The sequence below is a fragment of the Bradyrhizobium sp. LMTR 3 genome (genome assembly GCF_001693485.1).
Lineage (GTDB): Bacteria > Pseudomonadota > Alphaproteobacteria > Rhizobiales > Xanthobacteraceae > Bradyrhizobium.
Map to the genome: position 1 here is coordinate 16,818 of NZ_MAXC01000055.1, position 14,879 is coordinate 31,696.

Sequence of the window (14,879 nt, forward strand, 5' to 3'; positions counted from 1 at the left end):
GCAAACTGATCATGCGGTTTAGAGGCTGGACAATCTTCGTTACGGGAGGCGCAGGGTTCATCGGATCCGCAGTCGTACGGCATCTGCTGCAAGGCACCCACGCAAAGGTCGTCAATATTGATAAGCTGACTTACGCGGCGAACCTTGAATCGCTGCCCGGCACGGCCGGAAACATGAATTACTTCTTTGAGAAACAGTGCATTTGCGATGGGCTTGGCCTCCGTCGCCTGTTCGAGAAGTATCAGCCAGATGCAGTGATGAATCTCGCCGCCGAGAGTCATGTTGATCGATCGATCGACGGGCCCGCCGAATTCATTCAGACCAACGTAGTCGGTACTTTCACAATCTTGCAGGAAGCTTTGCGCCACTGGCGCTCGCTCTCGGGCGAGAAGCGCAAACGTTTCCGCTTTTTGCACATTTCTACGGATGAGGTGTTCGGCTCACTTGGGGACGAGGGGTTCTTCATGGAGACAACGGCCTACGCTCCGAACTCTCCTTACTCCGCCAGCAAGGCATCCTCCGACCATCTGGTACGCGCGTGGCATCACACGTACGAACTTCCGACGCTGGTCACAAACTGCTCGAACAACTATGGACCCTACCATTTCCCCGAAAAACTAATCCCGCACATGATCATCAGGGGATTGGCGGGCGAGTCCCTGCCCGTCTATGGCGACGGAAAGAACATCCGCGATTGGCTCTATGTCGAGGATCACGCCAAGGCGTTAAGTCTGGTCCTGGAGCGGGGAAGTATAGGCGAGACCTACAACGTCGGTGGCCGTAACGAGCGCACCAATCTGTACGTGGTCGAACGAATCTGCGACCTGCTCGACGAGATCAGCCCGAACCGGAGCGGTTCCCACCGAAATCTTATAAATTTTGTTCCCGACCGCCCTGGGCACGATCGCCGCTATGCAATTGATGCCTCCAAGCTCGAGCGAGAGGTGGGATGGCGCGCCGAAGAGGATTTCGAAACTGGAATCTACAAAACAGTGCGCTGGTACGTCGACCACCAACCATGGTGGCGGGCGATTGCGAACCGGGGATACACGGCGAAGCGGATCGGATTGAATAGGTGAGCAGAGTACACCAGCCGGCGACCAACATCCGCTCGCACTAGAACGTAAGATGCCTCGGTCGCCCAACCAACGACGACGCAAGTGGCTCGAGAGGAGAGGAGAGTAAAGTCGTCTGAGTTGGCAGGGCTCGACGCTAACAAATCTGCCTCCCTCTTGGAATGCCTACTAGTATTCGCTCCAGTTCAACTAGACATAGAACTCGCCCTTGAACCACGCTAGATTTGATGCATTAGACATTCTTTCAGCGCACGTTCGGCATTTCTTGGTTGTTGACCGTTCCTTGATCCCACGGAGGGGCCGGGCATCCCGCCCGAATTAAGTGGCCCTTTCAACTTTTGGGGAGGTCGCTTTTGTGATCAGAGAGCCTGCATCGGCTCGTTGACGCTCCTGATCGCAGGGCCGGAAGGAGATCCTATCAGGCCTCGATGGAGGCTCCAATGCCGGTGGTCGAAGTAGACGGACCCCACGCTACTGGCTCGCGTTAGTGTCTTGCGTACGCTGAACCGCCGGCATGCGCGAAAGATGGATGAACGCGAAGAAAGCTGAAGAGGGATCAATGACAGGAATCCGGCTAACTTTGCTCGTTGTCGCGAGCTCTTTTTTCACCCTCGCCGCTCAGGCCAGATGCGTTTGCCAATGTGTTGAGGGTCGCTTGCTACCGCGATGCACAACCAGCACCGATATTCCACCCGCCTGCCCCTTGTCGGTCTGTGAAATGACACCGCCATCCATTTCGCCGCCGATGCAGGTGCCACCCGTTGGCCGTTCCCAATGCTCGCAGCGTCAGGTCTTGAATCCCGCAACCAGACAATACGAATCGCGTGTTGTTTGCAACTGAAGCGATTTTGCGAGCGTTCTCGAAAAGAGGTCTGCCATCAGCGCCACGGAGCCCGCAGACCTTACAGATAAATTTCGGCTCCGGGGCGGATAGACGCACATCGTCGCTGTGCGCCTTGATATCCGACTCGATCGGGGATCAGGCGCGAAGGGTTATGATGGCCGGCAAAGAAACTGGAGCCGCCTCCTTCCTCGGGGTCACGCGTAAGGGCCGGCGGCCTCCGTAGGGTTAAGTCAATATGCCTTCAAAGCCGCGCGATGAGACGCCGTCACTCAGATGCGGCGAGTAGCCTTAGACTTCCAGAATGAACATTACGAAAGCGATGGCGAACGAAAGCTGCGCAATGATCCGGATCCCCACTCGCCGCTGTTCCCGATTTAACTCTTACCGCCCATATCAAGCTTAACGAGCGAATTCTGTTGCTCTCGATCTTCGTGCGGATAGCGTACACGACGCCGGACAATTGCCCCCGTCCGGCTCAATGTGACGAAGCCGTCGGGCGGCTTACAGTCAGTTTCGCCCGCCGCTCGGCGACTTCGTTAGCGTATGAGGCCGCTAACGAAACTGCGCGGAGACGACTCCATGTTTACCGCAATTGACCCTCCTGAAATGCAAATCTTAAAGCCAGCAGGCGCGGAATTCTGGCATCTTTGGACCGTGATATTTCCCAGGCGATCCATCACCGGCCGTCTCGTACACGGACGCGTGTGGCGCCGACATGACGGCCGCCATTGGCAATACAAGAAATTCATCGAGTACGATGAGGATGGAGAATGATGCCGAGTCCTCGCAACGATCGACGAGCAGTTTGCAGGGCAGGTATCGGGAGAGGCGCGCTGCTGTTCTTCAAGGGGCAGCCCGGCGCGCGCGGCTGCAAGGTCATTGACATCTCGGACTGTGGCGCAAAACTTCGGATACACAATCTATCGGTACTGCCGAGCACCTTCGAGCTGACCTTCGACAATTTTGAAACTATCCGAAGGTGCCGCCTAGTTTGGCGGGATGGCGAATTGCTCGGCATCGCTTTCGAACATTAAAGGCTATGCCTCATCGCATCTAATGAGCTGCGCGTCTGAATAAGCGACTAGGGATTGTGAGACTTCGTCGGCCCTACATCGCTCGACGGTTGATTGAGAATCTGCAATCTACGCTCGAGCTCGGCCTTTTTGGCCTTCAGCTTCAAGCTGAGGACATCTTGCATCAGCTCGCGGAGCCTAAACAGCTCATCGATCGTCATAGATTCCCATTCGCTTTTCATGACGCGCCCCCACAATCATGAGTCGAAACGACTATCGATTGTAATGAGGAGTTCTATGATTCGATAGAGGGCCAATGCCGGTATTCGGCAACTGCCCAACTATTCCATTCCGTCGAGCTCGCGAACATTCCATAGCGAAACTGCCAGGATGATAAGAGATGGCATCCACGCGAGCGTGGCTCCAAATGCTACGGCTTGCAAAGTGGTCATGGATCGCTCCCAATTCCCCACTCACGAACCTAACTGCTCGTAATTAAATTGTAGTTGACAGCTCAAATCTTGACGTGCCGATGCCGATATCAAGGCATTTATGCGGTGCGAACAGTTGGCCGCTTGGTGCGACTTTCCTCGTGATTGTGTGTGCGATGCAGCGCGAACGCCCGCCAGCGGATGAGCCTCAAAGTTTTTTGTGCGACGCCTGACCGTCCATGCGCCGCCCATGCGAGCACAACTGATCGGCGGCTCCGGCAGGCTTTGCAGCCAGCAACCGGCAGTCTGAATCCCGTGTTGTTTGTGATCTGTCGCAGCTTCAAGCGCGAACTGGATATAATCCAATGGCAGTGTGGATCTACGTCGACACTCGCAAGCCGCTGTCGGGGAACAAGGTACATCTCAAGCTGTTCGCAAAACGCGGAGGTAGCGAAAGCGTGGTTCGAACGGTACAACCCAGAAGGCATTGCGTTTGCATTAGGCTTTAGAGTTAGCCTTTTCGGGCGGCGGCTTATCGTCGATTGACCGCCTTCTTAATTCTGAAATCCTCGATACGCCTACCCGAGCGCAACTGCGCTACCAGCCAAAGCGGCTGCTTGCCACGTCCGGCCCAGGTCTCGGACGGCTGATCAGGATTGCGATATTTCGGGGGTACCGCAGGGTAGGCCCGGCGCCCTGACATTGGGGCTTCCAGCAGCTTCAGACGCGCTTCTAACTGCTGTTTTTCCGCCTGGATTCTTTGCTGCAACAACTGAGTGACCTCAACATGCAGCGACCAAAGGTCGTCGGTACTCATCCGTTCGAGATCGATTCGCTTCATGACTAACTCCATCATCATTTCTCATGCACAGCTTCCGTTATTTCTCCGTTATTTGAATAATAAACCAACGTTTGCTTTCGGATTAAAGTGGGGTAAAAAGCGTAGGTGAGCGTTCTTTAAAGTAAAATCGCGGCCAAAATGCTCACAACCGGTTCCAATTGTGGAACCAACGCTGTAGCCAGAATTGTGTTTAGTTATTGGTGCATTTTGTTTTTTAGTTATGTAGGGGTTGAGTTATGCCAAAGCGCAGCCGCGACATAGAGTTACTTTGTCAAAATAGTGATCTAAGAGCACAATATGAAGAGCTAATTCGCTTGCGAGCGGAGGTCGCCGGCTTGCTCTTTCCTTTGAAAAGATCGCTGCCTCGCAAACTTAGGGTTGGCCGCAGCAATCGGTCGGCAGCACGAATAGTACAGCGAAGCAAGCGGCCAGCGTCCTGCGCACCCATCCTGCTACTAATGCCGGGGCGTAATGCTACATAGACCGCACTACGCCATGGTCATTCGAAGGCCTCCGCTCCGGCGCCCGGTCGGCTGCGGTTGCGTCGCATACGGCCCCATAGTCCGCCTGGGGCACTGAAGCCGCCCATTCGGCTTCACGCTGACGCCTAATTCGGCCTCCGCCATTAGCGCGGCGCGCCGTTCATGCCGGCGCTCCGCAGTTGTGCTGTGAACACCGGCGACTGGCACGGCTTCTGCTGTTTGGGTGCCGCGGGGGATTTAATCGGTTCAATTTAGGACGAAGATGCAGCCGGACAAGTATTTTGATACCGGCGGTTTTTTTGACAGAGCAGCGGGCGCATTCTTGTCCGGAGGCGACGAGATCTCCGAGTATTTTCCGCCTTATGTGAACCTGAATACAGACTGTCACGACGAAGTAAAGAATAGCCTGATATTGTCAGGTGTGTGCGGGCGTAGGGGTAGAACATGAAACAGCCGGTTGAAGTACGGACACATCGTCTTTTGCAAATCTCGACCGATCTTCACAACCGAATGGCTGAAGTTCAGAAACTCAGAGAAATGGTGCGATCAGCGGAGGCGGCAAAGCGCGGCCAAGAGCCGGTCCATCCAGCAGCCGTCCTGCCTCCCGTCAGCAATGAGCTGCGCGTCTGAATCAGGCTTGCGCTCACCGTAGCTCAACCTTTGGATGCTTGTACTTGCGTTGATCGCCGCGGCCGTTGGCACGTGAGGGTCCGCGCCGTCCTTTGACCGCCTGCGGCAGCCCGCTGCGGAAGTCTGAAATAGGCGGTCGAGCATCAACGGGCAAGCTGCCGATAGATCGATGGCAGCGCCGCCGGCAATCGGCGGATGTTGCCGACGATGGCGTAGCCGCCGCGCCCGAACAAGGTGGGAAAGTAGGACTGGGCGTTTGCGTCGACCGTGACGCCGAACACCGCAACTCCGGAACGTCGGGCCTCCCGCACGGCCTTGCGGGTATCTTCGACCGCAAAGCGGCCTTCATAATGATCGACGTCGTTGGGCTTTCCATCGGTCAGCACCAACAGCAGCTTCTTGCGCTGGGGTTGACGGGCGAGTTCGGCAGCGGCATGGCGCACCGCCGCGCCGATCCGCGTGTAGTAGCCCGGCTTAAGCGCTCCGATACGCCGCTCGACGGCAACTCCCATCGGCTCCTCGAACGACTTGACCGTCTCGACACGCACCCAGGAGCGCCGCCGCGATGTAAAGGTCAGGATGCTGTGATGGTCGCCACAGGCGGATAGCCCATGCGCGAGGACGAGCAGCGCTTCCTTTTCCACATCGAGAACACGGTGGCCATCGACCCACGCGTCCGTGGAGAGCGAAACGTCGACCAACAGCGTGGCGGCGAGATCATGCCCTTGCGGCCGCATGGCCAGGTGGACCCGATCGAGCGCGCCGCTGCCGGCCCGCAGATCGCATCTAGCGCGGACGAGCGCGTCGAGATCCAGATCGAACCCGTCGGCCTGGCCGCGCGTCACTTCGTGCCGCGGCCGCAGCGCCTCGAAGCGCCGCCGCACATGACGGACGTGCTTGAGGACGTCCGCGTCCGGGTTCCAGCTTTCTCCTGTTTCCGAAGCCTGCCCCGTCAACACCCGGCAATGATCCGGCAGATAAGTGCCGGCTCGGTAATCCCATTCCGGATAAAGACGACCGCTGTTCAGCCGTGTGGCATCGACGGCTTCCGGCGGCAGGTCCAGGTCGAATTTCAGCTTGGTCGCCGGCTTGCCGCTGCGGCGGCCGATCGCGAGTTCGTCGAGGTCGTCGGCTGCCTTGCGCGCGTCCTCGTCCTCGCTGTCGTCGGACGGACGATCGACGTTCACCATCTCCGCCATTGCGAGTATCTTCTCGAAACGGTTCAGGATGAACGGATCGCGCTTGTCGCCGTCACTGGCTTCGCGGACGGCCCGGCGCTTACGCGTGTCAGGCATATCAGCCTGGTCGCCCGGCACAGGCGCGTCGTCATCGCCACCCTCGGCCGCAACGGCCTCGCGTGTCCAGCAATCGCCCCACAGCGGACACGGCAGCATTGGCCGGTATCCGGGCGGCGCTTTCGCCGGCAGGTCACCGCCGCCGGTCACCGCCGGCCACAGCCGGCCTGCCAGAGGCGCACCGGCACCGAGCAACGCCAGCACGATCCGTTCCACTTCCTGCTCGGCCCGTGGCAGAAGTCTCTGCGGGCGCGCTTGCGCCGTGGCCGCAGCCAGCCGCTCATAGGGACGCACCAAGCCGGGGAATAGCGCCTGGACTTTTCCTACCGTCTCGCGGGCGCGCCGCAAGGTCACGAGATCGCGCCGCAATGGGTCGATCTCATCGGTCATCGCAACCGGCGCCGTGGCGAACCACGCCGCCAGCCAGCGATAGAGCATGGCGTTGAGCTTGCGGTCTGGAAACAGCGCGATCCGGTCGGGCAGGAAAACAGTTGCCCCGTCGCGGCCGGGATGGTCGATGCTCTCGTCGCCAAGCCCGATGCGCTGCCGCCAGCCCAGCCGGTGACCGGATTTTCGCGATTTGGCGCCCGCGACCTGAACGCCCGCCTCGCCGCCCAGCGCGCGGAACATGATCGCGATCTGCCCCTGCACTTCCGCAAGCGTGGCGGCCTCATCGGGATGAACGGGATAACTCGCCGTGGCCCCCACCAGTCGATGCCAGGCGCGGCCAACCGTTTCCTCAAGTTCGAGGAAGTCGAGCATGCCTCATCCAATCACGGCGCGGGCCACGTCGAGCAGCGCGGACTTGACGTCGGCATCGTCCGTGAGCGGCTCGATCATGCCGGCAAGCACGGCATCCAGGAGCGGAATGCCGGCAGAAATCAGCATCGCGCAGTAGACGATCAGGCGCGTCGATACCCCTTCCTCGAGGTCCTGTCCCTTCAGCGCGCGCAGCCGGCCCGCAAGTGCCACCAGCGGACGCACGCGGTCGGGCGCAAGTCCGCTCTCGGCGGCGACCACCTGGACCTCCTGCTCAGCCGGCAGGAAGCCGAATTCGATCGCAACGAAGCGCTGGCGTGTCGACGGTTTCAAGGCCTTCAGGAGGCTTTGGTAACCGGGATTGTAAGACACGACCAACATGAAGCCCGGCGGCGCGACCAGTTCCTCGCCCGTGCGCTCGAGCGGCAGGATGCGGCGATCGTCCGTCAGCGGGTGCAGCACCACCGTCACATCCTTGCGCGCTTCCACGACCTCATCGAGATAGCAGATGCCGCCTTCCCGGACGGCGCGAGTCAGCGGACCGTCGGCCCAAACCGTGTCTCCGCCCTTGAGCAGATAGCGTCCGGTGAGATCGGCCGCCGTGAGGTCGTCGTGACAGGCGACGGTGTGCAGCGGCAAAGCGAGCCGCGCCGCCATGTGGGCGACGAAGCGGGTCTTTCCGCAGCCGGTCGGCCCTTTCAGCAGAACCGGCAGGCGACGCCGCCAGGCGTGTTCGAACAGCGTGCACTCGTTGCCGCTCGGGACGTAGGCCGGAAGCTCGGGTGGCGCTCCGACGGCGTGAAGTACGGCCTTCATGTCAAATTCTCCAGCATTGAAGCGGCGGCCGGCCCGCAATGAAGACCGGCCGCTTGACGCCTATTCGGCCGGCTGCAGCGCGCCCGTCGCGACCGTCTGCCGTTCGCGGCCCGGCACCAGAACCGCCCACACGAACATCAGCGCCGAGATCAGCACGAAGACGCCGGAACCGAGTCGGACCCAGTAGAACATCGCAAGCTGGTCCTGCACTTCCATGAAGTTCTGGCCGAGCACGCGCTGCAGATGAACCTGGACCACCCCGGCAAAGGTCAGCGCGAAGGTCATCGTCATCATGGCCGTGCACATGATCCAGAAGCTTGCCATGCTGAGCCATTGATTGTACGGCGCGCGCTGGCGCAGTTGCGGGATTGCGTAGGCCATGACGGCGAGATTCAGCATCACGTAGGCCCCGAAGAAGGCGAGATGTCCGTGCGCCGCCGTCACCTGGGTGCCGTGCGTGTAGTAGTTCACCGAGGACAGGGTGTGCAGGAAGCCCCACACGCCGGCGCCGAGGAATGCCATCACGGAGCAGCCGACCGACCACAGAAGCGCTGCCCGGTTCGGATGCTTGCGGCCCGCCTTCCAGGTCATCTGCACGGTGAAGATGACCATTGTGAAGAACGGCGCTACCTCGAGCGTCGAGAACAGCGAGCCGATCCACTGCCAGTAGCCGGGCGCGCCGATCCAGTAGAAGTGATGGCCGGTGCCCAGGATGCCGGAGAACAGCGCAAGGCCAATGATGACGTAGAGCCACTTCTCGACCACCTCGCGATCGACTCCGTTGAGCTTGATCATCAGGAAGGCCAGCACGGAGGCCATGATGAGCTCCCAGACGCCTTCGACCCACAGGTGCACGACGTACCACCAGTACATCTTGTCGAGGGCCAGGTTCGCCGGATTGTAGAACGCGAACAGGAAGAAGATCGCGACGCCCCAAAGACCGAACAGCAGGATGTTGGTGACCGTGGTCTTCCTTCCTTTCAACGCCGTCATCGTTACGTTGAAGAGGAACATGAGACAGACGACGACGATCCCGATCTTGATCGCGAACGGCTGCTCGAGGAATTCGCGGCCCTCGTGGTACTGGAAGAGGTAGCCGATCACGGCGACGCCGGCAGCGCCGAAGAACATCCAGAACTGGATCTTCGCAAGCAGCGGGCTGAACAACTCGGTCTCGGTCTCCTCCGGCAGAAGATAATAGGTCGCGCCCATGAAGCCGATCAGCGACCAGACGATCAACGCATTGGTATGTATCATCCTGACGATGTTGAACGGTAGCAGACCGGACAACGTGTTGGGGAGGACGTAGATGGTGCCGGCCAAAACGCCGAAGAGCACCTGCGCAAGAAAAAGCGTCAGCGCGCCGTAGAAGTACAGCATCGCGACTTTCTGGGTTTCGTATTTCATCGTGAGGTTCCTAAAACGGGCTGTCGGGGTGGGATGCTCAGCCGGCCTTGTTCGGCGGCCAGTTCTGGGTCTTGATGCTGTTGGTCCACTGCAGGAAATCGGCAAGGTCGTTGAGTTCCTGGTCGGTGAGGTTGAACTGCGGCATCTGCCGGCGGCCCGGCGCACCAGACGGTTGCGCCTGCATCCACGACTTCAGGATTTCCTTGGCGGTGGCGGGATCCTCGTTGCCGCCCCAGCGATCCCAGACGTTGCCAACCTCAGGAGCGAAGTACGCGCCTTCGCCCAGCAAGGTGTGGCAGTTGATGCATGAGTGCTTCTCCCAGACGTGCTTGCCGCGCTCCACCGAGTCGGTCAGCGTCTTCGCGTCCGTCGATGTGGTCACCATGTAGTAGTGGCTGTGCGCCGTCAGCCCGAGGAAGATCGCGAAGAAAAAGGCCGATCCGCCGTAGAAGACGTTACGGGCCGCCGATTTGGTAAGGCGTTCAGCCATTACGGATCCTTTCCGATTCGTGTGTGTAGTTGCGGTCGCGGCAATCTATTCACCAGCGGCCGACGCTCTTTGTGCCGGATCAAGGTTCTCGACGATCCCGGATGGTTCTCCGGGATTCTACGGTCAGGACAGCAGGACCGAGACGGCGGACACGGCCCAGGCGAAACCGACGATGAGCATCAGCCATGTGGTCGCAAGTCCGCGCCAGAACGCCGGCGCAGACCGCAAGTCGAGGTAATCGAGCAGGATCCTGCGGCCCTTGATTGCGGCAAGGGCGAGAACGGTGCCGTCGGCTAGCACCGGATTTCGGGGAATGCCGGTGAGCGCCATGGTCGCGAAAGCAAGCGCAATCAGCGCCATCAACGTGATATCCAGACGGTCCGGCGAGTAACGCATGCTTCAGCGCACCAGATAGACGATCGGAAACATCACGATCCAGACCAGATCGACCATGTGCCAGAAGACTGTCCCGGTCTCCACATGAGCGGGATCGGCGCGGCGGCAGACGACCGCAAGAATGACGATCCCGAGGCAGACGTGCAGAAGGTGAAAGCCGGTCAGGAGGAAATACAACGTGAAGAACACACTCGTCTCGAGGCCGATACCGGTGCCAATCTCGTGCGCATACTCGACGAGCTTGATCGCCACGAAGGCGCCGCCAAGCGCCATGGCGAGAACCAGCCAAAGTCGCGCACGAGAGCCTTCGTCAGCCCGCGCCGATGCTGCGCCTTTCGCCGCGGCCCAACCGCTGGTCACCAGGACAATCGTGTTGCATCCGGCAAGCGTCAGGTCGAGCGCGGTCTGTCCCGACGCAAATATCGCGGGCCTGACCGCGCGGGCGACGATGAATGCGCCGAGGAACAAACCGAAGGCAACGAGTTCGCTGAGAACGAGCACCCACATCATCGGGTCCCCCGGGAGCCCTTCAAAGACACCCCATCCCGATTCCTCGCGCTCGCAATCCGCTATCGACATCCGATCTCCCGGTCGACGCCTATCATCCGCGAAGGAAAAGGGTCTTTGTCGCCGAGCAAACACGACGGCGGTCGCATCTATCGTGTCGCTGCTTGCTGAAGCGCAATGTCAATGGCCAGTCGAAGCCGCTAGATACGGCGAGCCTTGAAGCAATGAGGACGGAAGAGCCATGAGCGACGCACAACTAGGCCTGCTTACCGCCACACCCATCATCATCGCCTTCGCCGGTGCACTGAGGACAATGGGCGTCCTGTCCACCACGGCGACCGTATCCGCCATCGGACTGTCAATCGCCATCGCCGCGGTGCTATTCACAACGCAGTAGAGCGGTCAGGCGAGTCCGACTGCACAATACCCGTCGTCACCGCTATCATTCGATGAGTATCGGGGCAGCGATGTCGACGCGGTCGTCCTTCGCCAAGTCGATGCCAAGCGACAGCGACCACTTCCCGCCTGCGGCGGCCGTCATGCGGACGCGCCAGCTATCGGCCGTCACGCGCTCGGCCTTCGCGGTCACGGGAGCGATTCCCTTGTCGGGATTGGACAGGGTCACGGAAAGCCCATCGACCGCGAGAGGCTTCTCGTCGCCATCCTCAATCTGCACCAGGACCTCAATCGGACCGCTGCGGCCCGGCGAGACGGTGACGTTGGCCATCACGCGCGTTCCGCAGATGTGGGTGAAGAAGGGCTCCTCGGTTGACGCGACCGGTGCTGGAGACGCCGCTGCCGCGGCAGGTTCCGTCGAAGCAATTTGCAATCTTGGCCCTTTGGCGCCGACGCCGCCGACCTCGAAGCTCGCATCGATCTTGCCGGCGCGCTCGAAATTCAGCGAGACTGCAATCCGTTGGTCCTCCTCGAACGGCGCGATCAGCCCAATGAACATGATGTGGTCCCCTCCCGGCACGAGCGTCACCGTCGCATCCGCCGGAATCGCCAGACCGTCGTCGAGAGGCCGCATCGTCATGATGCCATCCTGCATGCTCATCTGGTGAATCTCGACCTTGGCGGCCGCAGCGCTCGACGCCGAAAGCAGCCGGTCAGGCTCCACCCCCCGGTTCTCGATGGTGAGGTACCCGCCCGCGACTTTCGCACCTTTCGGCGTGGCGCGGCTCCAGGCCTCTCTCACGGTGATGTCGTGGGCGAGCGCCGGCGAGGAGCCGGCGAGCGCCGCCAGGGCGGTGGCGATCAGCATGAATTTGTTGAACCGGTAGAGCATGGCTAAACCTCCGACGGGCCGGGCTTAGTTCGGAATGTTGCAGATGGCAGCCTCCCCGACCTTGATAAAGCGCAAACTGACGACGATCGGAGCAGCTAGCCGTCTACGATTTTCGCGCATAGTTCTACTGTGCTTCATAACGGCTCAAACCCCTCATCCTGAGGAGCCCGCGAGAAGCGGGCGTCTCGAAGGATGTAGGCCACAGACGGGGCCTCATGGTTCGGGACGCGCGGAGCCTGTCATCGGGCCGCGCTTCGCGCGGACCCGTTGGCGCTCCTCACCATGAGGGACTTATGACGCAGTAGGAATAGGCGGCGCTTCAGCGTTCGACGAACCTGTCTTTCGCGGAAAGAACCGTGGTGCCGCTTTCGTCGCGCGCGGTGAACACGACGTCGGCCTTCCGAGGAGTCGCTGCGGTGAGCGTGACGCGGACGGCTTCGGAGCCGTCGGGAGGCACCTCGATCGCAGCCAGGCTCTCGTTGCCGATGATGGCCATCTGGGCGTCCACGCCGCTGACCGAAAGTGTGTAGGAGTGAGCAACCGATGACTTGTTCAAGAGCTTGACAGTATAGGCGTTGCGCACCGATCCGTCCGACAGCCGGACAGCCAGGGGATCGCGATCGTGCTGGACCGAAAGCGTGGCGTTGGTCCTGGCCATGAAGGAAAAGACGATCGTAGCCGTCAACACGACACAGGCTGCCGTCAGGCCGATGGTCTTCGGGCGCACCAGACGGGAGACCGGCGGCTCAGCACGGCGGCCGCGTTCGATATTGTTCCAGCTTTCATAGTCGATCAGCCCGCGCGGGCGGCCAAGCTTCGACATCACGGGTCGCAGGCATCCACGCACAGTCCGCAATTGATGCAGGCGAAGTTCGGTCCTTCGCGTATGTCGATACCGATCGGACACACCGCGACGCATTGATTGCAGTCGACGCAGTCTCCCGCCGGCTTGCCCTGCAGGCGAAGTTCGTCCGCCTTCTTGGCCGACGTCCGTTGCTCACCGCGGTAGTCCCGGTAATTGACGGTGAATGCCTCCGGGTCCCAGATCGCGCCTTGAAGGCGCGGCCACGGGCACATGAAGGTGCAGACCTGTTCGCGCGCAAAACCGGCCAGGCCGTAGGTGGTGCCGGCGAAGACGACGATCCAGCCAAGCGCGTTGGCCGAAACGTCGGCGCGCGCGAAGCTTCGCAGCAGTTCCGGCGCGTCGGTGAAGTAGAAGATCAGCGTGCCGCCGGTAGCCAGCGAGATCAGGAGCCAGGCGGAATGTTTCACGACGATCTGTATCGTCCGCTTGGCGTCAAGAGGAGCGTTCACGTTCTTCAGACGCTGGCGCCTGTCTCCCTCGATCAGTCTTTCGACGAGCAGAAACAGGTCGGTCCAGACCGTTTGCGGGCAGGCAAAGCCGCACCACAATCTTCCCGCCAGTGCGTTGGTGAGGACCAGAATGGTCGAAGCAAGAACGAGGAGCCCTGTGACCAGATAGAGATCTTGTGGCCAGATCTCGATGAAGAAGAAGTAGAGCCGTCCGTGGGCGAAATCGAGCAGAACTGCCTGATCCGGCGCATTGGGACCCCGGTCCCAACGAAGAAGAGGCGTGACGTAGTAGATCGAGAGTGTCAGCAGCAGGATGATCCACTTGATCCGCCGGATCCGTCCCTTGACGGCCTGGGGCATGACCGGTTGACCTGCCGCTGCGGCGGCCTTGGCACGCGTCTTCGCATGATCGATCTCGATGGTAAGCGCCATTCCGCCGTTCCAGCCTCAGTTGACGGCGGCAAAGCCGAGCGAGGCCCGGACCTCCGGCTCGATGCGGGAAGGCGTCCAGGGCGGATCGAACGTCATCACAATGTCGACGGAGCGGACGCCCGGTACCCGCGCAGCCGCGTTCGCAACGCCTTCCTCCAGAAAGCGGATTGCGGGGCATCCCGGGGTGGTCGCGGTCATGACGATGCGAACGGCGCCATCAATCACCGATATGTCGTAGACGAAGCCGAGATCGATGATGTTGTAACCAAGCTCGGGATCGATCACGACGCGCAGCGCGTCCCTGATACGGTCGATGACCTGGTTCGTCATGACGGCGCCCTGACGGTCAGTTCGTAAGTTGCACCGTCCGGCGAGAACCCACCCAACCAGTGATATCCACGCTTCTCGAGTTGCGGGAACAGGAAGACGGGCTCGCGCCGCAGCAGCGCCGAAAGCGTTTCACCCGGCCCCAGTTTCTCGGCAGCCGCGAGGATCCGAACCATCGGCTCGGGCGGATCGAGGTCACGATTGTCGAGCGTGACGACCGGCTCCGGCCAATTGTCGAAGTCCGAAGTGCCGGAAGCAGGCGCGCTCTGTTTCGTTGCCGGTGCCGTTGGGGTGAACAGCACCTCCCATTCGCCGGCATCGAGCGCCTGCGCGGAATGCGCAAATCCCCTGTCCGCCATAACGGCGAACAACGGAACGGGTTTGAACGTGGCGTAGAGGCGGAGCCCCTGCCCTGGCTCGAGGCGATCGAGCGCGGACATGATGACCGAGAACGGCTCGCCACCTGCGCGCAGGATCGGACGGACGTCGACATCGATGTAGTCGGTCATGCTTCTTCCTTTCCTTTCATCT

The 14,879-nt window shown here is 60.5% G+C and carries 15 protein-coding genes; 3 read left to right on the forward strand and 12 right to left on the reverse strand.

Translation table 11 applies throughout. The annotated features are described in order from the left end of the window. Positions 1–11 precede the first annotated feature (11 nt). The gene (gene rfbB / locus LMTR3_RS34270; protein ID WP_065749379.1) at positions 12–1,079 is read left to right on the forward strand and encodes a dTDP-glucose 4,6-dehydratase; all 1,068 of its coding nucleotides are present in this window, start codon (positions 12–14) and stop codon (positions 1,077–1,079) included. 2,817 nt (positions 1,080–3,896) lie between these two features. On the opposite strand, the gene LMTR3_RS34280 is transcribed toward rfbB, so the two are convergent. After that, on the reverse strand, positions 3,897–4,205 hold the full coding sequence (locus LMTR3_RS34280; RefSeq protein WP_065749663.1) for an H-NS histone family protein: 309 nt from the start codon (positions 4,203–4,205) through the stop codon (positions 3,897–3,899). A 926-nt stretch (positions 4,206–5,131) separates the two neighbouring features. On the opposite strand from LMTR3_RS34280, the gene LMTR3_RS38255 reads away from it, so the two are divergent. Further along, positions 5,132–5,317 (forward strand): hypothetical protein, encoded by a 186-nt coding sequence (locus LMTR3_RS38255; RefSeq protein WP_141686959.1) that lies wholly within the window; start codon positions 5,132–5,134, stop codon positions 5,315–5,317. A gap of 143 nt (positions 5,318–5,460) precedes the next feature. On the opposite strand, the gene LMTR3_RS34290 is transcribed toward LMTR3_RS38255, so the two are convergent. The 6 genes from LMTR3_RS34290 to LMTR3_RS34315 form a co-directional block, all read right to left on the reverse strand. Beyond that, positions 5,461–7,374, reverse strand: a complete 1,914-nt coding sequence (locus LMTR3_RS34290; protein ID WP_065749382.1) for a nitric oxide reductase activation protein NorD — start codon at positions 7,372–7,374, stop codon at positions 5,461–5,463. A gap of 3 nt (positions 7,375–7,377) precedes the next feature. Further along, positions 7,378–8,187 carry a CbbQ/NirQ/NorQ/GpvN family protein gene (locus LMTR3_RS34295; RefSeq protein ID WP_065749383.1) on the reverse strand — a complete coding sequence of 270 codons (810 nt, stop codon included), beginning with the start codon at positions 8,185–8,187 and terminating at the stop codon, positions 7,378–7,380. 60 nt (positions 8,188–8,247) lie between these two features. Then, the gene (locus tag LMTR3_RS34300) at positions 8,248–9,594 is read right to left on the reverse strand and encodes a cbb3-type cytochrome c oxidase subunit I (protein WP_065749384.1); all 1,347 of its coding nucleotides are present in this window, start codon (positions 9,592–9,594) and stop codon (positions 8,248–8,250) included. A gap of 37 nt (positions 9,595–9,631) precedes the next feature. Continuing rightward, a complete protein-coding gene (locus tag LMTR3_RS34305) occupies positions 9,632–10,084 on the reverse strand; it encodes a c-type cytochrome (protein WP_065749385.1) in 453 nt (150 codons plus the stop codon). Between the two features lie 123 nt (positions 10,085–10,207). Continuing rightward, positions 10,208–10,480: a cytochrome C oxidase subunit IV family protein gene (locus LMTR3_RS34310; protein WP_065749386.1), complete on the reverse strand. Its 273-nt coding sequence runs from the start codon at positions 10,478–10,480 to the stop codon at positions 10,208–10,210. A gap of 3 nt (positions 10,481–10,483) precedes the next feature. Beyond that, the gene (locus LMTR3_RS34315; RefSeq protein WP_065749387.1) at positions 10,484–11,059 is read right to left on the reverse strand and encodes a cytochrome c oxidase subunit 3 family protein; all 576 of its coding nucleotides are present in this window, start codon (positions 11,057–11,059) and stop codon (positions 10,484–10,486) included. Positions 11,060–11,228: 169 nt separating this feature from the next. On the opposite strand from LMTR3_RS34315, the gene LMTR3_RS38830 reads away from it, so the two are divergent. Then, positions 11,229–11,384, forward strand: coding sequence for a hypothetical protein (locus tag LMTR3_RS38830; protein ID WP_176722056.1), 156 nt, complete (start codon positions 11,229–11,231; stop codon positions 11,382–11,384). A gap of 45 nt (positions 11,385–11,429) precedes the next feature. Here LMTR3_RS38830 and LMTR3_RS34320 read toward each other — a convergent pair whose 3' ends face one another. The 5 genes from LMTR3_RS34320 to LMTR3_RS34335 all read right to left on the reverse strand — a co-directional run bounded on the left by LMTR3_RS34320 (position 11,430) and on the right by LMTR3_RS34335 (position 14,857). Further along, positions 11,430–12,275, reverse strand: a complete 846-nt coding sequence (locus tag LMTR3_RS34320; protein ID WP_065749388.1) for a copper chaperone PCu(A)C — start codon at positions 12,273–12,275, stop codon at positions 11,430–11,432. Positions 12,276–12,594: 319 nt separating this feature from the next. Next, positions 12,595–13,098 carry a FixG Ig-like domain-containing protein gene (locus tag LMTR3_RS39700; protein ID WP_245320151.1) on the reverse strand — a complete coding sequence of 168 codons (504 nt, stop codon included), beginning with the start codon at positions 13,096–13,098 and terminating at the stop codon, positions 12,595–12,597. Continuing rightward, complete coding sequence (gene ccoG / locus LMTR3_RS39705; protein WP_245320127.1) at positions 13,098–14,021, reverse strand: cytochrome c oxidase accessory protein CcoG; 924 nt, start codon at positions 14,019–14,021, stop codon at positions 13,098–13,100. Before ccoG ends, LMTR3_RS39700 begins: the two co-directional genes overlap by 1 nt. A 15-nt stretch (positions 14,022–14,036) precedes the next feature. Further along, complete coding sequence (locus LMTR3_RS34330; protein WP_065749389.1) at positions 14,037–14,351, reverse strand: metal-sulfur cluster assembly factor; 315 nt, start codon at positions 14,349–14,351, stop codon at positions 14,037–14,039. Further along, positions 14,348–14,857, reverse strand: coding sequence for a DUF2249 domain-containing protein (locus tag LMTR3_RS34335; protein WP_065749390.1), 510 nt, complete (start codon positions 14,855–14,857; stop codon positions 14,348–14,350). The genes LMTR3_RS34330 and LMTR3_RS34335 overlap by 4 nt, the downstream gene beginning before the upstream one ends. Between the last annotated feature and the right edge of the window lie 22 nt (positions 14,858–14,879).